The following is a 19307-nucleotide window of genomic DNA, read 5'->3' on the forward strand; positions in this document are numbered from 1 at the left end:
CAGGCATCAGAAGGCAAAGCAGGAGCAGCCCAGCACGCCCCAGAAGGCCTGCTCGTCGGAGACCGGGATCGACGATTTCCGCGCGATATCATGCTGATGGCCATGAACGCCGCAGCTCCCGCAGCACTGGTGCATCTGCACGATCGCGCCGATTTTAGCCGCCGCCGGCGGAGCGGAACGGTAATGGCCCGGGACCTTCACCACCGGCGACCACTCCGGCAGCACCGGAATGGGCGGCGGCGCCAGCGGCGAGAAGTGACCGGCGGCATACACCACTTTGCCGTCAACCACCGTCAGCACCGACTCAATGCCTTTGATCTCCTCTTCCGCGACGCTGAAATAGTCCTTCGACAGCACCACCAGATCGGCAAGCTGACCGGCGGCCAGACGGCCCTTTTTCCCCTGCTCGCTGGAGAACCAGGCGCTGCCCGCCGTCCACAGCTCCAGCGCGACATCGCGCGGCAGCCGGTTGTTATCGTCATACATCGCCATCCCGCCGACGGTGCGCCCGGAGACCAGCCAGTACAGCGCGGTCCACGGGTTATAGCTGGCGACGCGGGTGGCATCGGTCCCCAACCCTACCGGTACGTCCAGCTCCAGCATTTTCGCCACCGGCGGCGTATGTTTCACCGCCTCTTTGCCGTAGCGATCGACAAAATATTCGCCCTGGAAGGCCATCCGGTGCTGCACCGCAATGCCGCCCCCCAGCGCCTTCACCCGCTCAATGTTGCGCTCGGTAATGGTCTCGGCATGGTCGAAGAACCAGTGCAGGCCATTAAACGGAATGTCGCGGTTCACCTTCTCAAACACGTCCAGCATCCGGCTGATGGACTCGTCGTAGGTGGCATGCAGGCGGAACGGCCAGCGATGTTCCACCAGGTGGCGCACCACCCGCTCCAGCTCATCCTCCATGCCTTGCGGCAGATCCGGCCGCGGCTGCAGGAAATCTTCAAAATCCGCCGCCGAAAACACCAGCATCTCGCCGGCGCCGTTGGCGCGATAGAAGTCGGTCCCCTGCCCCGGCTTCAGCATGTCGGTCCAGCGTTCGAAGTCCTCCAGCTCCTGCTTCGGCCGCTGGGTAAACAGGTTGTAGGCGATGCGCACGGTCATTTGCTCTTTCGCGTGCAGCTGTTCGATAATTTCGTAATCTTCAGGGTAGTTCTGGAAACCGCCCCCGGCGTCGATGGCGCTGGTCAGCCCCAGCCGGTTCAGCTCGCGCATAAACTGGCGGGTGGAGTTCACCTGCAGATCCAGCGGCAGCTTCGGCCCTTTGGCCAGGGTGGCATAGAGGATCATGGCGTTTGGTTTGGCGATCAGCATCCCGGTCGGGTTGCCGTGGCTATCGCGTACGATCTCGCCGCCCGCCGGATCCGGCGTCTCTTTGGTATATCCCACAGCTTTCAGCGCCGCGCGGTTCAGCAGCGCGCGATCGTAGAGATGCAGCACAAACACCGGCGTATCGGGCGCCGCGTCGTTTAGCTCTTCCAGGGTCGGCATCCGTCGTTCGGCGAACTGGAATTCGCTCCAGCCGCCGACCACCCGCACCCACTGCGGGGAGGGTGTGCGATCCGCCTGCTCCTTGAGCATTCGCAGCGCATCGGCCAGCGAGGGCACCCCCTCCCAGCGGAGCTCAAGGTTGTAGTTCAACCCACCGCGGATCAGATGCAGGTGAGAATCGTTGAGGCCCGGGATCACCGTATGCCCTTTGAGATCGACGATCTGCGTCCCCTCGGCGGCAAAGCTCATGATCCGATCGTGGCTTCCGGTGGCAACAATTTTTCCGTCGGCGATGGCCACGGCTTCCGCCAGCGGATTCGCGCGATCGAGGGTATGAATCTGGCCGTGGGTCAGAATCAGTGTGGCAGTTTGCGACATAACGCACTCCTTGGGGAGGCTGACTCAGTTTTTCTTTAACCAGCAAGCAAACAGGCGGGTCACGATGGGCATCCAGAACCAGACCACCAGCGCAACCACGCAGGCATCATTGATCAGGTGCAGCAGCAGGCTCCCCTTAAGCGACGGCAACAGCATGCCGGTCACCGCCGGCACCAGGTTGGTGCTGGGGAAAATCACCAGCAGGGTGATCAGAAACTGTTTCCAGCGCCGCGGCTGGCGCACGTTCGCCGTCGGCGGGGTAAACCAGAAGGCCGGCTCGGTCCGCACCTCCGTCCGATCGCCCTCCGTCAACAGCGGGGCAATCTCCGCCACCAGCTGACGACGGGTTTCCGACTGCGTCCAGGCGTAGAGATGCTCCAGGGTGTCGAAGCGGATAATCACGCTCCACAGATTCTGCCCTGCGGCGGGCCGGATCACATTCGCCCCGAGATGGCCGGGAAATTCAGCCGCGATGGGCATGATTTTGCCGAGCCACTCTTCGTAGCGCTGGCCGTGTTGCGGATCGAGCAGATGGCTGATGACCAGGGTCACCGATTTTTGCTGCGCCATAAAGAGTTCCTTGCTTCAGGGGAATGGCAGGATTGCTCCTGCCATTAGCGATAAATGGCTCTGCACAACATCATTCATGCTGCGTCTGAGCGGACAAGCGCAGCCAACAAAGAGGCAGCTTGAAGGATGAAGTGAGTTACGCTTTACGCTCTGGCGCGCCGTGCACCATGGTATAAGCGTAATCCACGCCCATCCCGTAGGCGCCGCTGTGTTCGCGCACCAGGTCCATGACCGCATCGTAAGTCGCTTTGCGCGACCAGTCGCGCTGGTACTCCAGCAACACCTGCTGCCAGGTCACCGGCACCGCACCTGCTTGCACCATCCGGTCAATAGAACGCTCATGGGCGTCGACAGAGGTACCGCCGGAGGTATCGGTGACCACATACACCTCGTAGCCCGCCTCCAGGGCCATCAGCGCCGGAAACGTCAGGCAAACTTCGGTCCACAGAGCGGAGATCACCAGCTTTTTACGGCCGGTCGCTTTCACCGCCGCGACGAAGGCATCGTCTTCCCAGGAGTTCATTGAAGTACGCTCAATCGGCTTGACGTCAGGATGCACGGCCAATAATTCCGGCCAGATATAACCGCTGAAGCTTTTGGTCTCTACGGAAGTGTAAATCACCGGTACATTAAAAATTTTGCCGGCTTTGGCCAGCGCCACGGTGTTATTTTTGAGGGTCTGGCGATCGATATTCGCCACGCCAAATGACATCTGTGGTTGATGATCAATAAAGATAAGGGCGGAATTAGTGGGATCGAGCAGTTCACGAATAGACATTAAATACCTTCTTAATCAATGAGTTAAAAAGATGATGTGATGGTTAATGCGTCGTGTAGATCCTGACTGATAAAGCATGGTGAGTATAGCCAGTTATTTCTAACAAGTTATTAAAGTTTTTTTGTGATTTATATTTTGTCGGCGGTTAGTATTGACTCACGCCAGCTTTCATCAAATTTTTACGTCAAACTGTTCTGATTTATTCACTGGCATTGATTATTGCGCTTAGGTACAACAAGGGGAAAATAAATTAATGGAAGCCCCTGATGCACGTAAACTTTGATGTTCTGATGATCCTTGATGCGCTGGACCGACACGGATCCTTCGCCACCGCCGCGGAGTCGCTGTATAAAACCCCCGCCGCGCTGAGCTATATGATCCAGAAGCTGGAGAACGATCTGGATATTGTCTTATTGGATCGCTCCGGTCACCGGGCGAAGTTTACCGATACCGGGCGATTGATGCTCGAGAAAGGACGCCAGCTGTTGAGCGCCGCCAGAGATCTGGAAAAGCAGGCCCAGCAGCTAAGCGCCGGCTGGGAGCGAGAGCTGGCGATCGCCCTCGACGCCTCGTTCCCCTTTTCAGCCCTGCTGCCGCTGATCGCCGAGTTCTACGCGCGAAACCCGCAGACACGGCTGAACTTCAGTCATCACACCCTCGCCGGTTCGTGGGAAGAGCTGACCCACCATGGCGCGGATATTATCCTCGGCGCCATCAATGAGCCGCCTACCTCCGCCGAGTGGTCATGGCAAACCCTTGGCGCGCTGGATAACATTTTCGTGGTCGCCCCGACCCACCCGCTGGCCGGCGCGGAAGCGCCGCTCAGCAATAAGCAGCTCAGCCAGCACCGGGCGGTAGTGATCCGCGACAGCGCCCGCTATTGCCATCCGCTGAACAGCAACCTGCTTGATGAACAACCGCAAATCGGCGTCGATGATTTCGCCAGCAAAGTCGAACTGCTGTGCGCCGGGCTGGGCTGCGGCTTTCTGCCGCGTCATATCGCCCGCCCGTGGCTGGAAAAAGGCTGTCTGGTGGAGAAAAGCGTCGCCTGCTGGCGGGAAAAAGATATCACCTACATGGCCTGGCGCAGCGGGAATGACGGGCTGGCTCAGCGCTGGTGGCGGGAGGCGCTCCTCCGCGACGACCTGCTGAGCCAGCTCTATCGTTAACGGCCTGACCAGACGCAGGCGGAGATAGCCGGGAGGGTCAGCACCCCGTCATGGAAGGCACCAGCGCCTTCCTGCAGCGTCCAGGTCCCCACGTCCAGCAGCGGCGAATCCTCGATAACCACCTCGCAGGCTTCGCCGCGGTTAATCGCCACCAGCACCCGCTGCTGTTTATAGACGCGGACAAACACCACCACGTTATCCTCGGCGTAAATCACCTGGCAGCCGCCGTAGCGCAGCGCCTGCTGGGCTTTACGCAGTTTCGCCATCCGCTGATACAGCGCCAGCAGCTGGGTATCCTGCAGCGCCGGATCCCACGGGAACGGTTTACGGCAGAACGGATCGTTATTGCCATCCACGCCCACCTCGTCGCCGTAGTAGATGCACGGTACCCCCGGCCAGCTGAACAGCCACACCACCGCCAGCGGCAGGCGCGCTACGTCTTTGCCAAGGAGAGATTTAAAACGCGCCGTATCATGGCTGTCGAGCTGATTGAACATCCGTAGCTGCTGCTGATGCGACAGCCCGGCGCGATAATTATCCATCCACGCCATACAGGTCTGGGCGTCTATCTTCTGCGGATCGTAAGAGATATCGGTATTGGCAAGGAATCCCCAGATCGGGAAGGTGAAGCCGCGGTAGTTCATTGCCGAATCTTCGGCATCCGCCTGTAGCCACTGGCGCGCGTCGCCAAAATGTTCTCCAAAGACAAAGGCTTCCGGCTGCGTTTGCTTCGCCGCCTGGGTGATGCCGGCGATATGCCGCAGGTTATTTCGCGCCCCGCCGCCTTCGCCGAGCATATGCACCACGTCCAGACGCCAGCCGTCCATGCTCCACGGCGCCTTCAGCCAGTGGCGTACGATGCTGTCCTCGCCGGCATAGATCTCGTTGACCAGGCTGGTCGACCGATAGTCGAGCTTCGGCAGACTGGCATAACCCAGCCAGTTGTGCGCCTGCCCCTCCCCGGAGAAGGTAAACCAGTCGCGCCACGGGGAGTCCGGATGATGGCCGGCGCCGCCGCTGCCCTGCTGGTGACGGTCGAACCAGGGATGGGAATCGCCGGTATGGTTGAACACGCCGTCGAGGATCATGCGCATTCCCGCCCGCTGGGTGTTATGGCGCAAGCGGAGCAGCGCCGCGTCGCCGCCAAACTGCGGATCGACGCGCCGATAATCCTCCGTGTCATATTTATGCACGCTGGGGGCGGCGAAGACCGGGTTCAGATACAGGGCGGTCACGCCGAGCTGCTTCAGGTACGGCAGTTTTTCGCTGATGCCGTCGAGATCGCCGCCGTAGAACGTCGAACCGCCCGCCTCGCCGGTAAGCGGTTCGTCCCACGCCTTGCGCACAATCTCCCGTCCCGCCGCGTGATGGTAATAGACCGCGTCCTGTTCGCCGTCACGCGCAGCGCTGCGGGCAAAGCGATCGGGGAAAATCTGATAGAAAACCTGATCGGCCACCCACTGCGGGCCGGCGTCCGGCAGGTCGACGGCGAACTGCTCCAGCCTGGCCGGCGGGAAACGGCTGAAGCCCTGCGGCGTAAACCAGCGCTGATGGTCGGCCCACAGCAGCTTAAAGCTGTAGCGGCGGCGCGGCTGACCGCTGGCGAGATGGATTTCACCGCGCCATGCCACCACCCCCGGCCTCGGCGCCTGGCGGAGGCGCTGCATCGGCAGCGACAGCTCTTCGTTATCTTCTTCCGCGCGCAGCGTGATCCGCTGCGGCAGCGACTCACCGCTTAGCCACAGGGTAATAAACAGTCGGTCCTGTTGCACCTTGATAAAGGGTGCAACCGGAAGGTGCCATGCCTTCAACATCGTGAATCCTCATTGTGCAGAATGGGCACACCTTGCCATAGCCGTCAGGCGCAGAACTCATCGTCACAGGATTTTTTGGGGGAGGATAACGGGGGAGGACGCGGGTCGGCAAGCCGCCCCGGTCGCGCGATGCTGACCGGGGCGATGTCGATTACTGAGCCTGCGCCAGGCGGCGATCGCGACGGGTCTTAAAGACCCAGCCCAGCAGCAGCAGCGCAATCCACGCCATACCGACATACAACGAAATGCGGGTGTCCGGATGATAGCCGATCAGGGCGATAATAAACGCCAGGAACACCAGGCCGACAACCGTGGTCGCCACCCCGCCGGGGACTTTGAATTTCAGGGCCTTGACCTCCTCCGGCGACAGACGGCGGCGGAAGGCAATCTGCGACAGCAGGATCATAATCCACACCCACACGGTGGCGAAGGTGGCCAGCGAGGCGATCACCAGGAAGACGTTTTCCGGCATGATGTAATTGAGGTATACCGCAAACAGCAGCGCAATGGTCATCACCATCACCGTCACCCACGGAATACCGCGACGCGAGGTTTTGGCGAACACCTTCGGCGCGCTCCCCTGCTCGGCCATGCCGTGCAGCATACGGCCCACGCCGAACACGTCGGAGTTAATCGCCGACAGCGAGGCCGTCAGGACCACGAAGTTAAGAATGCTGGCCGCGAAGGTAATGCCCAGATGCTGGAAGGTCAGGACAAAGGGGCTGCCGTCGGTACCCACCTGGTTCCACGGATAGATAGACATAATGACGAACAGCGTGCCGACATAGAACACCAGAATGCGCATCGGCACCGAGTTGATGGCGCGTGGAATGGATTTCTCCGGATCTTTCGCCTCGCCGGCGGTAATGCCGATGATTTCAATACCGCCGTAGGCGAACATCACCATCTGCAGCGACATCACCATTCCCAGCCAACCGTTGCTGAAGAAGCCGCCGTTGCTCCACAGATTATGAATCCCCGTCGGCTGGCCGCCGTTGCCGATCCCCCAGATAATGATGCCGAACCCGGCGAGGATCATGATGATGATGGTGGCCACTTTGAAGAACGAGAACCAGAACTCCAGCTCGCCAAACACCTTGACGCTCATCAGGTTGACGGCGCAGATGATCAACACCACGCTGAGCACCCAGATCCAGTGCGGCACCGTCGGGAACCAGACGCCCATGTAGATCCCGAAGGCGGTGACGTCGGCGATGGCGACAATCAGGATTTCAAAGCAGTAGGTCCAGCCGGTGATATACCCCGCCAGTCCGCCGAGGTTTTCCTGGGCATAGCGGGAGAATGAGCTGGCGGAAGGGTTATGCACCGACATCTCACCGAGCGCGCGCATAATGATATATGCCGCGACGCCGCCGATAATGTAGGCCAACAGTACGCTGGGTCCGGCCATTTTAATCGCGTCGGCTGAACCGTAAAAAAGCCCGGTGCCGATGGCGGAACCCAGGGCCATAAAGCGAATGTGCCGGGTGCTTAGCCCGCGCTTAAGCTTGTTACTACTTTCCATCGTGGTTTTTCAATGCCGTTTAACACAAAAAATAAAAAACCACGGAACCCGAAGTCCCGTGGTTAAACGCTTGTCCTCAACGCCGGTTAGTGCGCGCTGGAGGTCACCTGACGTCCGGCGGCACGGTCCCAGATCACCGCGAGAATTGCCATCACGGCGGTCGGCATCAGCCAGGCCAGGCCCTGCTCCGCCAGCGGCAGACGCGCGGTCCAGGCCGGCAGGATAGCGGCAAACGCCGATGACTTAATCCCGTCAATGATACCAAACATCAGACTGATAAACATGGCCGGCGCGATAACACGGGACGAATTATGCCACCAACTGCGGGTAAAGCTTAATACAACCAGTGCGATACACGGCGGGTAGATAGCGGTCAGCACCGGAATCGATACCTGAATCAAGTGGCTCAGACCGAGGTTGGAGACCGCCATCGAGAACAGGCCGAGGATAAAGACCAGCGTGCGATAGGAGAACGGCAGATACTGGGCAAAGAATTCGGCGCAGGCGCAGGTCAGGCCCACCGCCGTCACCAGGCAGGCGATGAAGATCAGCGCCGCCAGCAGGAAGCTGCCCGCCCCGCCGAAGGTATGCTGCACGTAGGCGTGGAGGATCGCCGCGCCGTTAGCGGACTGGTCCACGAGGGTGGCGCTATCCGAGCCCAGACGGAACAGCGCCAGATACAGCAGGGTCAGACCGACGCCTGCCATCAGGCCCGCCCAGACGGTGTAGCGGGTCAACAGACGCGCTTCGCTGACGCCGCGGGAGCGTGCGGCATTGACAATCACGATCCCGAACACCATCGCGCCAAGGGTGTCCATGGTCAGGTAGCCGTTGACGAAGCCATTGGAGAATGGCGCGGTACGATACGCTTCCAGCGCGTCGCTGATCGGGCCTGCCGGCCAGACAATAGCGGCGACCGCCAGCACAATCAGGGCGATAATTTTCAGCGGCGCCAGGAAGTTGCCCACCGTATCCAGCAGTTTGCCCGGATAGAGCGAGACCAGGATCACCAGCGCGAAGTAGATAACGCTGTAGATCAGCAGCGGCAGCGGGCCGTCGCCGGTCAGCGGCGCAATCCCGACCTCAAAAGAGACGGTCGCGGTGCGCGGGGTCGCGAACAGCGGTCCCACCGCGAGATAACACACCACCGCCAGCAGGATACCAGCCACTTTACCAATCGGGGTGCTCAGGCTTTCAACGCCGCCGCCGACTTTCGCCAGCGCCACCACCGTCAGCACCGGCAGACCCACCGCGGTGATCAGGAAGCCGATCGCCGCCGTCCAGACGTGCTCGCCCGCCTGTAAGCCAACCATCGGCGGGAAAATAATGTTGCCTGCGCCAACGAACAACGCGAAGGTCATAAAGCCCAACGCTATGATGTCGCGAGATTTTAACTGATGGGTCATAAATTCATTACTGCCTGTGGATGTGGTGTTGTAAAAAAATGGAAAAATACCGCGCTACCCTCTCAGGGACGATACAGCGGCGATTGCCGGTAAACTCAGCGAGATATGCTCCCGAAGCGGCGTGGGAAAGAATTGTTTTTGGTATTACCACGCAAAAGCAGTCTGTCATCGACTGCGCAGGCGCAATTTAAACGCTTATAACGTTTTAAAGCAAGGCACGATCGCAAAAGCAGATGATTATGCTGGTTATCAGTTTCACGCCAGAATCATTTACCATATTGATGGAAAACCCGTGGCTTATCATGCGAACAAAAAAGCAGCGCGCGTTCATTAAATAGGCGAGAGAAAAACGACTGCCAGGGAAAATGACCAGCCGAAGCTGGTCATTGGCAAGATAAGCTGACAGCGCGCCGCTCAGGCGTCGTTTCTGGCAATTAATCGTTCCGGGAGCAGGAAGCTAAAACGGGTTCCCTTGCCCACCGTGCTGGCGATCTCCAGCCGGCTGTCATGATGGTTGACCGCGTGTTTGACGATCGCCAGCCCCAGGCCGCTGCCCCCGGTTTGCCGGGAGCGAGCCTTATCCACCCGATAGAAGCGCTCGGTCAGACGGGGAATATGCTCCGGCGCAATGCCCGGCCCATTATCCTCGACGCTGAACAGCGCCCCCTGGGGCGTTCGCTGCCAGCTGACGCGAATTTCGGTGCCCGGCGGGGTGTGGTTCACCGCGTTATAGACCAGGTTAGAAATGGCGCTGCGCAGTTGTTCCTCGTTGCCCAGCACCTTGAGCTGCTCATCGACGGTAAAAATCAGCGTCTGCTTATCCTGGCTGAGGGTCTGCGCCTCGCGCTCCACGACCCGCAGCATCATCGGCACGTCGATGCGGTCATTCATCGCCAGCGCCGGCGCGGCTTCAATACGCGACAGCGTGAGCAACTGCTTCACCAGCCCCTCCATACGCTGGGTTTGCTCACGCATGGTGTGCAGGGCCTTTTCACGGGTCGCCCCTTCCAGCACCTGCTCCTGCATCATCTCCAGATAGCCCTGCAGCACCGTCAGCGGGGTGCGCAGCTCATGGCTGACGTTGGCGAAAAAGTTACGCCGCGCCCCTTCCAGCTGATGCATCTGCGTCACGTCGCGCGCCACCATCAACCACTGTTTGTCGCTGTAGGGCATCACGCGAATTTCCAGATGACGGGCATTATTCAGCACCAGATTGAGCGGCTTTGAAAAATCACGCTGTTTCAGGTAGTTGGCGAACTCAGGATAGCGCAGAAGGTTAAGAATGTTTTGCCCACTGTCGTCCGGCCAGCGCAGGTTTAAAATCTGCTGCGCCAGGCCGTTGCACCAGAAAATGGCCCCCTCTTCCGTGGTCAGGACCACCGCGTCCGGCAGGGATTCCGCCCCGCTGCGAAAGCGTTTGATCAGGCTTCCCAGCTCACGTCGACGCTTTTTATTACGCATCTGCATCTGGTGCAGACCATACAGCAGCGGCTCCCAGCTGCCGCGGCCGGGCGGAGGGGTCATGCTCCGGTCCACCCACAGCCACCACGACAGGCGCATCAAATTCCAGAAATGCCAAATCAACAAACCGGTCACTGCCGCCAGTAAAAACCACGGCAAATGACCCACAAACGCCCCCAGAATCAGGGCCGGAATACACGCTAAAAAGAGCTCCAGCGCCAGCCTTTTCCATGACAGCCGTTCCAGCACGGGTCACACTCCTGTCAAAATTCAGAAACGGGCGGAGAAACGATACCCCGTGCCGCGAACCGTTTGCACCATGCGATCATGGCCACTGTGTTCCAGCGCTTTACGCAGGCGGCGAATATGGACGTCTACCGTGCGGTCTTCCACATAGACGTTGGTTCCCCAGACGTGGTTCAGCAGCTGCTCGCGGCTGTACACCCGCTCCGGATGGGTCATAAAGAAGTGCAATAATTTAAATTCCGTTGGCCCCATGTCCAGCGGACTCTCGCCGGTCATCACCCGGTGCGATGAGGGATCGAGGCTCAGCCCCTGCATTTCAATCACCTCTTCCACCGCCATCGGCGAAATACGGCGCATCACCGCTTTGATTCGCGCCACCAGCTCCTTCGGTGAGAAAGGCTTGGTAATGTAGTCGTCCGCCCCGGTCTCCAGGCCGCGAACGCGATCCTCTTCTTCTCCGCGCGCGGTCAGCATCACCACCGGAATATCCCGGGTCATCGCCTCGCGCTTGAGCAGCTTAATAAACTGCAGCCCCGAACCGCCCGGCAGCATCCAGTCAAGGAGAATCAAATCAGGCCAGGGTTCATTGAGTTGATTCACCGCGCTGTCATAATCTTCCGCTTCGACAGGCTGAAAGCCATTTTGCTCCAGAACAAAGCAGACCATTTCGCGGATTGGAGCTTCATCTTCAACGACCAGAATTCTTCTCGCCATTATTTACCCTGTGTTTTTTAGCCATCAGTATAGAAGTGCGGCGTCATTATGCGTCACTTTTGTGACAGATTTATGAAAAAAATGACCGTCTGACGATCGGGTATTTTGAAGCATGACGCGGACTTACCCCTCTCCGACAAATGGTATACTGCCGCTCATGCTTTTTTCGCTAGGGAAGATTTATGCGCATCCTTCACACCTCCGACTGGCACCTGGGCCAGAATTTTTACAGCAAAAGCCGTGCGGCCGAACATGACGCCTTCCTGACCTGGCTGCTGGCCCGCGCGCAGGAGCATGAAGTCGACGCCATCATCGTGGCCGGCGATATTTTTGATACCGGATCGCCGCCGAGCTACGCTCGCGAACTGTATAACCGCTTTGTCGTCCAGCTGCAGCAGACCGGCTGTCGCCTGGTGGTGCTGGCGGGCAACCATGATTCGGTGGCGATGCTCAATGAATCCCGCGATATCCTCGCCTTTTTACACACCACCGTCGTGGCGAACGCCGGCTGCCCGCCCATTGAGCTGCCGCGGCGCGACGGCACCCCAGGCGCTATCTTCTGCCCGGTGCCGTTTTTACGCCCGCGCGAGCTGGTCACCAGCCAGGCCGGCCACTCCGGTCGGGAAAAACAGCAGCAGCTGCTGCACGCCATCAGCGACTATTATCAGGAGCAGTATCAGCAGGCCTGCGCCCTGCGCGGCGATCGGCCGCTGCCCGTGATTGCCAGCGGCCATCTGACCACCGTCGGCGCCAGCAAAAGCGATGCCGTTCGCGACATTTATATTGGCACGCTGGATGCCTTCCCGGCGCAGCACTTCCCCCCTGCCGACTACATTGCGCTGGGCCATATTCACCGGGCGCAGGTGGTTGGCGGCTGCGAGCACATCCGCTACAGCGGCTCGCCGCTGCCGCTGAGCTTTGATGAAACCGGTAAAGCGAAATCGGTGCATCTGGTGAGCTTTAGCGATGGGCGACTCAGCGCCGTGGAGACCCTTGAGGTGCCCGTCACCCAGCCGCTGGCGGTCATCAAAGGCGATCTGGCCGCCATCACCGCCCAGCTGGCGCAGTGGCGCGGCGTTGAACAGGACCCGCCGGTGTGGCTGGATATCGAAATCACCACCGAGGAGTACCTGCACGATATTCAGCGTCATATTCAGGCGCTGACGGAGGATCTGCCGGTGGAAGTCTTGCTGGTGCGCCGCAGCCGCGAGCAGCGCGAGAAAATACTGCTCAACGCCCAGCGGGAGACCCTCAGCGAACTGAAGGTGGAAGAGGTGTTCGAGCGCCGGCTGGCGCTGACCGAGATTGACGATGAGAAGCGCGCCCGGCTGCACGAGCTGTTCGCTCATACGCTGCATACGCTCACCGCGGAGGACGAAAACGCATGAAAATCCTCAGTCTGCGTCTGAAAAACCTCAACTCCCTGAAAGGGGAATGGAAGATAGACTTTACCGCCGAGCCGTTCGCCAGCAACGGCCTGTTCGCCATTACCGGCGCCACCGGCGCCGGGAAAACCACCCTGCTCGACGCCATTTGCCTCGCGCTCTATCACGAGACGCCGCGCCTGAATAAAGTCTCCCAGTCGCAAAATGACCTGATGACCCGCGATACCGCCGAGTGTCTGGCGGAGGTGGAGTTTGAAGTGAAAGGCATCGCCTACCGCGCCTTCTGGAGCCAGAACCGGGCGCGTAACCAGCCAGATGGCAACCTGCAGGCGCCCCGCGTCGAGCTGGCGCGCTGCGCCGACGGCAAAATCCTCGCCGATAAGGTCTCGGATAAGCTGGAGCAAACCGCGACGCTCACCGGCCTCGACTATGGCCGCTTCACCCGATCGATGCTGCTCTCCCAGGGGCAATTTGCCGCCTTTCTGAACGCCAAGCCGAGCGATCGCGCGGAGCTGCTGGAGGAGCTGACCGGCACGGAAATCTACGGTCAGATTTCGGCGATGGTCTATGAGCAGCACAAAGCCGCTCGCCATACCCTGGAGAAGTTCGAAGCCCAGGCGGCGGGCATCGTCCTGCTGACGGAGGCCCAGCAGCAGGCGCTGCAGGAAAGTTTGCAGGTACTTACTGACGAAGAGAAAGCCCTGCTGGCGCAGCAGCAAAACCAGCAGCAGCAGCTTCAGTGGCTAACGCGTCGCGATGAGCTGGCGCAGCAGCAGCAGCAGGCGGTCAGCGGCCAGCAGCAGGCCCGTCAGGCGCTGGCCGACGCCGCGCCGGCGCTGGCCAGGCTTGAGCTGGCCCAGCCCGCCGCCCAGCTGCGCCCCCTGTGGGAGCGTCAACAGGAGCACGCGGCAGGCCTGGCGCAAACCCGCCAGCGAATCAATGAAGTGAATGCTCGCTTACTTACCAGCACGGCGCTGCGCGCGCGCATTCGCCGCAGCGCCCTGCATGCCCAGCGGCAGCGTCAGGCTGAACTGGCCGACCTGGCGCAGTGGCTGGCGGCCCATGAGCGATTTCGCTTATGGGGCCAGGAGATCGCCGGCTGGCGGGCGCAATTTTCGCAGCTGACTCGGGATAATCAGCAGCTGACGGCCCAGACCACCCGCCTGGCCGCGCTGCGCCAGAAGCTGGCCGATCTGCCGGCCAGCCCTCTGTCGCTGACCGCCGATGACGTTGCGGCGACGATGGCGCAGCAAACCCAGTCGCGACCGCTGCGCCAGCGGCTGCTCTCCCTTCATGAACAGCATCAGCTGCTGCGCAAGCGTCTGCGCCAGAACGCCGAAAGCGTACAGCAGGCGCAGGCGGAGCAGGCAAAACTCAACGCCACCCTGGCGCAGCGCCGGGAGCAGTACAAAGACAAAAACCAGCACTATCTCGACCTGAAGGCGCTCTGCCAGCGGGAAGAAACGATTAAAGATCTGGAGGGTTACCGCGCCCGGCTTGAGGCCGGTAAGCCCTGCCCGCTGTGCGGCTCCTGTGAACACCCGGCGATTGAACAATACGCCTCGCTGACGGTCACGGATAACCAGCGCCGCCGCGATGCGCTGGAAAAAGAGGTCGCCGCGCTGAAAGAAGAAGGTCTGCTGATCCTCGGGCAGGTCAACGCCCTGACGCAGCAGCTCCAGCGTGAAACCGAAGCGGCCGGGCGGCTCGCTGAGGAAGAGCAAGCGCTCACTAAAGCGTGGCAGGAAACCTGCGCCTCTCTTCAGGTCACGCGGGATATTGCGCAAGAGATAAACGACTGGATACAGGAGCAGGAGCGCTACGAGCAACAGCTCTACCAGCTCAGCCAGCGCCTGATGCTGCAGAGCCAGCTTAACGATCAGGAGGCGCTGGCGCGCCAGGCTCAGCAGCAGCTGACGGCCACGCGCCAGGGGCTGGAAAGCGCCCTGCAGACCCTGACGCTCAACCTGCCGGAAGAAGGGACAGAAGCCGCCTGGCTGAACGCTCGCGAAAGCGAATTTGCCCAGTGGCAGGCGCAACAGACCCGGCATGGCGCCATTCAGGAGCAGATTGCCGCCCTGCAGCCGCTGCTGGAGACGCTGCCAGCCAGCGACGAGGCAGAGGCTGAAGCTGAGCCGGTGGTTCCCGACAACTGGCGCGCTATCCATGAGGAGTGCCTGGCGTTGCACAGCCAGCTTGTCGCCCAGCAGCAGCTGGAGACCGAAGAGAAGGCGCGCCTGGACCAGTCGCAGGCGCAATTTACTGCCGCCCTGGCCGCCAGCCGCTTTAGCGATCGGCAGGCGTTTCTCGCCGCGCTGCTGGATGACGAGACCGTCCAGCGGCTGACGCAGTTAAAACAGACGCTGGAGCAGCAGCTTCAGCAGGCGACGGCGCTCTGCGAGCAGGCAACCCGTCAGCAGCAGGCGCACCTGGCGCTGCGTCCGCAAGGGACGGACGCGGACATCCCCGCCCTGCAAACCCAGCTGCACGCCCTGGCCCAGCGGCTGCGGGACAACACCACCCGCCAGGGCGAGATCCGCCAGCAGCTCAGGCAGGACACAGAGAGCCGTCAACATCAGCAGGCGCTGGGGCGACAGATTGCAGAGGCGGCGCAGCGGGCGGATGACTGGGGCTATCTCAATTCGCTGATCGGCTCCAGCACCGGCGACCGGTTCCGCAAATTCGCCCAGGGGCTGACGCTGGATAATCTGGTCTGGCTGGCAAACCAGCAGCTTAACCGCCTGCATGGGCGCTATCTGCTGCAGCGCAAAGCCAGCGAAGCGCTGGAGCTGGAGGTTGTCGATACCTGGCAGGCCGACGCCGTACGCGACACCCGCACCCTCTCCGGTGGCGAAAGTTTCCTCGTCAGCCTGGCGCTGGCCCTGGCGCTATCAGATCTGGTGAGCCATAAGACGCGGATTGATTCCCTGTTTCTTGATGAAGGCTTCGGCACCCTCGACAGCGAAACGCTGGACACGGCGCTGGACGCGCTGGACGCGCTGAACGCCAGCGGCAAGATTATCGGGGTGATCAGCCACGTGGAGGCGATGAAAGATCGCATTCCGGTGCAGATCAAAGTGAAGAAGATCAATGGTCTGGGGTACAGTCGGCTGGACAGAGCGTTTGCGGTGGAGTGAGGTTTGAATCATTGCGATGTCCCCTCACCCTAACCCTCTTCCGGAGCGAGAGGGTCGGGGTGAAGGGGAGCGGTTCAGGTCCCCTGGAGCGGCCACAGCCATGCCGCGCCGCGTACTCCGCTGGAGTCGCCGTGCATCGCTTTGCGGATCGGTGTTGCACACTCGCCGCCGAAGACCCACTGTTTCACCAGGTCCGGCACCGTCTGATACAGCCGCTCGACGTTGCTCATCCCGCCGCCCAGCACGATAACGTCCGGGTCGAGGATATTCACCACGTGGGCCAGCGATTTCGCCAGCCGCTGCTCGTAGCGGCTCAGCGCCAGTTCGGCTTTTTCGTCACCTTCCCCCACCAGGCGCATAATCTCGCTGCCGGTTAACCCCTTGCCGCTCAGCCGCTGGTAGTCAGTGGCAAAGCCGGTGCCGGAGATAAAGGTTTCGATACATCCCTGTTTACCGCAGTAGCAAGGCACTTCCGCACGGTAGCGCAACTCATCGTCGTTCATCCACGGCAATGGGTTATGTCCCCACTCGCCGGCGTTACCATTGCCGCCGATATGCGCCCGCCCGTTGAGCGCCACGCCCGCGCCGCAGCCGGTGCCGATAATCACCGCGAACACCGTGTGCGCCCCCGCCGCCGCGCCGTCCACCGCTTCCGACACCGCCAGACAGTTGGCGTCGTTAGCCAGCCGCACTTCACGTTCGAGGCGCAGGCTGAGGTCCTTATCAAAGGGCTGGCCGTTGAGCCAGGTCGAGTTGGCGTTTTTCACCACCCCGGTATAGGGCGAAATCGCGCCCGGGATCCCCATCCCCACGGTGCCACGCTGTCCGGTCGCCTGCTCGGCCATCGCCACCAGGGTGGCGATAGTCTCGATGGTTTGCCGGTAATCTTCCCGCGGTGTGGGTAACCGATGGCGAAACAGCTGCTCTCCCTGGTCGCTCAGGGCTATCACTTCGGTTTTTGTGCCACCTAAATCAATACCAATACGCACGCTCAGCTCCTCACCCCGATTAACAATGCAAGCATAGCGACAATTCGCTATCATGCCCGCCTGATTTAACGACAAAGCCGTGGAAATTATCATGCTGTGGTTCAAAAATTTAATGGTTTACCGTCTCAGCCGCGATATCGAATTGCGCGCCGAGGAGATGGAAAAACAGCTGGCCGAGCTGACATTTACCCCTTGTGGCAGCCAGGATATGGCGAAAACCGGTTGGGTATCGCCGATGGGATCGCACAGCGACGCGCTGACGCATACGGCGAACGGCCAGATCATTATCTGCGCGCGTAAAGAAGAAAAGATCCTGCCGTCGCCGGTGATCAAGCAGGCGCTGGAGGCGAAGATCCAGAAGCTGGAAGCCGATCAGGGGCGCAAGCTGAAGAAAACTGAGAAAGATTCCCTGAAAGATGAAGTGCTGCACTCGCTGCTGCCGCGCGCCTTCAGCCGCTTCAGCCAGACGATGATGTGGATCGACACCGTCAACGGCCTGATCATGGTGGACTGCGCCAGCGCGAAGAAAGCGGAAGATACCCTGGCCCTGCTGCGTAAAACCCTCGGCTCGCTGCCGGTGGTGCCGCTGACCCTGGAGAATCCGATTGAGCTGACGCTGACCGAGTGGGTCCGCTCCGGCACCGTGGCGCAGGGCTTCCAGCTGCTGGACGAAGCCGAGCTGAAAGCGATGCTGGAAGATGGCGGCGTGATCCGCGCCAAGAAGCAGGATCTGGTGAGCGACGAAATCGCTGTGCATATTGAGGCCGGGAAGGTCGTCACCAAGCTGGCGCTGGACTGGCAGCAGCGTATTCAGTTTGTGATCTGCGACGACGCGTCAATTAAGCGCCTCAAGTTCTGCGATGAATTACGCGACCAAAACGAAGATATCGATCGGGAAGATTTCGCCCAGCGCTTTGACGCCGACTTTATCTTAATGACCGGCGAACTGGCTGCCCTGATCCAAAGCCTGGTGGAAGGGCTCGGCGGCGAAGCGCAGCGCTAAGCGCCGCTTTCCTTCCTGCCAGGCAGGAAGGAAAAATACAACCCGGCGGCAAGCGCCGGGCGTTACGCTGGCTTACAGATAGCGGCACAGATAAGAGGTTGGCTCAGCCACCTGCAGATGGAATTCGCTGTTGCCTGGCACATTGAAGACTTCGCCGGCGGCGTAAACTTTCCACTCAGTCTCACCCGGCAGCAGGACATTCAGCGCCCCGCTGACCACCGTCATCTCTTCCGGCTGCGCCGTACCAAAGGTGTATTCCCCTTCCGCCATCACGCCAACGCTGGCGCGACCGGTACTGCTGCTGGTGAAGCCAATGGATTTCACTTTTCCGTCAAAGTATTCATTGCTTTGAAGCATAAACAAGCCCTTCTGATCGTCGTTGAAAGGCTCAATATAGGGGGCGCTCCTTGCCCCTGTCACGTGAAATTAACACATTAGACTAATAGTTCTGCCGCCAGTCGGGAAACCAGCACATTCGACAGCAAAACCGGGACATCAAGGGCTTTTTGTAACACATCGCGATGATGCTGATAGTAACCAAGACAGTCGAGGACCAGCACGTCGGCGCCCTGCTCCAGCAGCGCTTTACCGGCGGTTAACAGCTCGCTGTCGCTACCGGTAAACGGGTTGGCCAGCGCGTAGTACGGCGACTTCTCCAGTGAATGCCACTTTTGTCGCTGCATGGGCATGATCTCTTCCACCGGCACGATCACCCCGACCTGGTGCCCATCAACGATCGACGCCACCAGCGGCGGAATGATCCGCTGCGGCTCGAGGAGGATCGCGTGGTGGGTGGTAAAACCGGTCAGCTGTTCGGAGCTGAGCAGCAGGATCACATCAAAATGCTGTCGATCCAGCATGGCGATCACGCTGCGAACATCACGTTCAATTTTTTGTCGCGACACCATCACCAGCTGGTTATCGCTGAGCAGGGTCAAGAGACCCTGTTCGCCGTCACCCACGGCGTACTCTGCCATCACGTCATCACGCGTCATCTCGCCCAGCAGGCTGATGTGAGCGATCTGTTCTTCCCTGATATGTTCGGTCAGGAGCGGTAATACTCCCGCCAGCGGCACAACGCCGATGGTCAAAATTGCCATCGTTGCACTACTCATATCATGTACCTTTTCACTACCACTGCTTCAACACAGGCTTACCACACACAGCATTCGCCCCCCTGGTGAGTAAAAATCAACCGTCGAGAAGCGTAGCAGCTCCACGCCGCAGTAGAATGT

The 19307-nt window shown here is 60.2% G+C and carries 15 protein-coding genes; 4 read left to right on the plus strand and 11 right to left on the minus strand.

Annotated features, from left to right (window positions below):
• Positions 1–6: 6 nt before the first annotated feature.
• The 3 genes from ACOI6Z_RS11895 to ACOI6Z_RS11905 form a co-directional block, all read right to left on the minus strand.
• Positions 7–1875 carry an amidohydrolase gene (locus ACOI6Z_RS11895; RefSeq protein WP_044521231.1) on the minus strand — a complete coding sequence of 623 codons (1869 nt, stop codon included), beginning with the start codon at positions 1873–1875 and terminating at the stop codon, positions 7–9.
• A gap of 24 nt (positions 1876–1899) precedes the next feature.
• The gene (locus ACOI6Z_RS11900; RefSeq protein ID WP_065812698.1) at positions 1900–2445 is read right to left on the minus strand and encodes an antibiotic biosynthesis monooxygenase; all 546 of its coding nucleotides are present in this window, start codon (positions 2443–2445) and stop codon (positions 1900–1902) included.
• A 136-nt stretch (positions 2446–2581) separates the two neighbouring features.
• Positions 2582–3223 carry a hydrolase gene (locus ACOI6Z_RS11905; RefSeq protein ID WP_002890357.1) on the minus strand — a complete coding sequence of 214 codons (642 nt, stop codon included), beginning with the start codon at positions 3221–3223 and terminating at the stop codon, positions 2582–2584.
• A gap of 266 nt (positions 3224–3489) precedes the next feature.
• Between ACOI6Z_RS11905 and ACOI6Z_RS11910 the strand changes: the two genes are divergently transcribed.
• Positions 3490–4392: a LysR substrate-binding domain-containing protein gene (locus tag ACOI6Z_RS11910; protein ID WP_420687338.1), complete on the plus strand. Its 903-nt coding sequence runs from the start codon at positions 3490–3492 to the stop codon at positions 4390–4392.
• On the opposite strand, the gene malZ is transcribed toward ACOI6Z_RS11910, so the two are convergent.
• The 5 genes from malZ to phoB all read right to left on the minus strand — a co-directional run bounded on the left by malZ (position 4389) and on the right by phoB (position 11558).
• Entirely contained in the window at positions 4389–6206 is a 1818-nt protein-coding gene (gene malZ / locus ACOI6Z_RS11915; RefSeq protein WP_065812699.1) for a maltodextrin glucosidase, read from the minus strand. The two genes, ACOI6Z_RS11910 and malZ, sit on opposite strands and share 4 nt — an antisense overlap.
• Positions 6207–6357: 151 nt before the next feature.
• Positions 6358–7731 carry a proline-specific permease ProY gene (gene proY, locus ACOI6Z_RS11920; protein ID WP_044521225.1) on the minus strand — a complete coding sequence of 458 codons (1374 nt, stop codon included), beginning with the start codon at positions 7729–7731 and terminating at the stop codon, positions 6358–6360.
• A gap of 86 nt (positions 7732–7817) precedes the next feature.
• Entirely contained in the window at positions 7818–9137 is a 1320-nt protein-coding gene (brnQ, locus tag ACOI6Z_RS11925; protein WP_023288582.1) for a branched-chain amino acid transporter carrier protein BrnQ, read from the minus strand.
• Between the two features lie 414 nt (positions 9138–9551).
• On the minus strand, positions 9552–10847 hold the full coding sequence (gene phoR, locus ACOI6Z_RS11930; protein ID WP_060591738.1) for a phosphate regulon sensor histidine kinase PhoR: 1296 nt from the start codon (positions 10845–10847) through the stop codon (positions 9552–9554).
• 21 nt (positions 10848–10868) lie between these two features.
• Positions 10869–11558, minus strand: coding sequence for a phosphate response regulator transcription factor PhoB (gene phoB / locus ACOI6Z_RS11935; protein ID WP_004204861.1), 690 nt, complete (start codon positions 11556–11558; stop codon positions 10869–10871).
• Positions 11559–11740: 182 nt separating this feature from the next.
• Here phoB and sbcD point away from each other — a divergent pair, with 182 nt between their 5' ends.
• Positions 11741–12946: an exonuclease subunit SbcD gene (gene sbcD, locus ACOI6Z_RS11940; protein WP_023288580.1), complete on the plus strand. Its 1206-nt coding sequence runs from the start codon at positions 11741–11743 to the stop codon at positions 12944–12946.
• Entirely contained in the window at positions 12943–16080 is a 3138-nt protein-coding gene (gene sbcC / locus ACOI6Z_RS11945; RefSeq protein WP_065812700.1) for an exonuclease subunit SbcC, read from the plus strand. The genes sbcD and sbcC overlap by 4 nt, the downstream gene beginning before the upstream one ends.
• A gap of 74 nt (positions 16081–16154) precedes the next feature.
• Here sbcC and mak read toward each other — a convergent pair whose 3' ends face one another.
• The gene (mak, locus tag ACOI6Z_RS11950; RefSeq protein WP_065812701.1) at positions 16155–17069 is read right to left on the minus strand and encodes a fructokinase; all 915 of its coding nucleotides are present in this window, start codon (positions 17067–17069) and stop codon (positions 16155–16157) included.
• 91 nt (positions 17070–17160) lie between these two features.
• On the opposite strand from mak, the gene rdgC reads away from it, so the two are divergent.
• Positions 17161–18072 carry a recombination-associated protein RdgC gene (rdgC, locus tag ACOI6Z_RS11955; RefSeq protein WP_002890285.1) on the plus strand — a complete coding sequence of 304 codons (912 nt, stop codon included), beginning with the start codon at positions 17161–17163 and terminating at the stop codon, positions 18070–18072.
• A 72-nt stretch (positions 18073–18144) separates the two neighbouring features.
• On the opposite strand, the gene ppnP is transcribed toward rdgC, so the two are convergent.
• Positions 18145–18429, minus strand: a complete 285-nt coding sequence (ppnP, locus tag ACOI6Z_RS11960; RefSeq protein WP_002890284.1) for a pyrimidine/purine nucleoside phosphorylase — start codon at positions 18427–18429, stop codon at positions 18145–18147.
• A gap of 77 nt (positions 18430–18506) precedes the next feature.
• Positions 18507–19187, minus strand: a complete 681-nt coding sequence (locus ACOI6Z_RS11965; protein WP_072096489.1) for an AroM family protein — start codon at positions 19185–19187, stop codon at positions 18507–18509.
• Positions 19188–19307: the final 120 nt, after the last annotated feature.

This window comes from Klebsiella sp. C239 (assembly GCF_048822715.1).
Taxonomy (GTDB): Bacteria; Pseudomonadota; Gammaproteobacteria; order Enterobacterales; family Enterobacteriaceae; genus Klebsiella; species Klebsiella quasipneumoniae.

Bases quoted from the DNA above. Each gene is read 5' to 3' on its own strand.
- ACOI6Z_RS11905 (WP_002890357.1), bottom strand. From the start codon at position 3,223: ATGTCTATTCGTGAACTGCTCGATCCCACTAATTCCGCCCTTATCTTT.
- ACOI6Z_RS11965 (WP_072096489.1), bottom strand. From the start codon at position 19,187: ATGAGTAGTGCAACGATGGCAATTTTGACCATCGGCGTTGTGCCGCTG.
- ACOI6Z_RS11910 (WP_420687338.1), top strand. From the start codon at position 3,490: ATGCACGTAAACTTTGATGTTCTGATGATCCTTGATGCGCTGGACCGA.
- brnQ (WP_023288582.1), bottom strand. From the start codon at position 9,137: ATGACCCATCAGTTAAAATCTCGCGACATCATAGCGTTGGGCTTTATG.
- rdgC (WP_002890285.1), top strand. From the start codon at position 17,161: ATGCTGTGGTTCAAAAATTTAATGGTTTACCGTCTCAGCCGCGATATC.
- phoB (WP_004204861.1), bottom strand. From the start codon at position 11,558: ATGGCGAGAAGAATTCTGGTCGTTGAAGATGAAGCTCCAATCCGCGAA.
- sbcC (WP_065812700.1), top strand. From the start codon at position 12,943: ATGAAAATCCTCAGTCTGCGTCTGAAAAACCTCAACTCCCTGAAAGGG.
- ACOI6Z_RS11900 (WP_065812698.1), bottom strand. From the start codon at position 2,445: ATGGCGCAGCAAAAATCGGTGACCCTGGTCATCAGCCATCTGCTCGAT.
- malZ (WP_065812699.1), bottom strand. From the start codon at position 6,206: ATGTTGAAGGCATGGCACCTTCCGGTTGCACCCTTTATCAAGGTGCAA.
- sbcD (WP_023288580.1), top strand. From the start codon at position 11,741: ATGCGCATCCTTCACACCTCCGACTGGCACCTGGGCCAGAATTTTTAC.
- ACOI6Z_RS11895 (WP_044521231.1), bottom strand. From the start codon at position 1,875: ATGTCGCAAACTGCCACACTGATTCTGACCCACGGCCAGATTCATACC.
- proY (WP_044521225.1), bottom strand. From the start codon at position 7,731: ATGGAAAGTAGTAACAAGCTTAAGCGCGGGCTAAGCACCCGGCACATT.
- ppnP (WP_002890284.1), bottom strand. From the start codon at position 18,429: ATGCTTCAAAGCAATGAATACTTTGACGGAAAAGTGAAATCCATTGGC.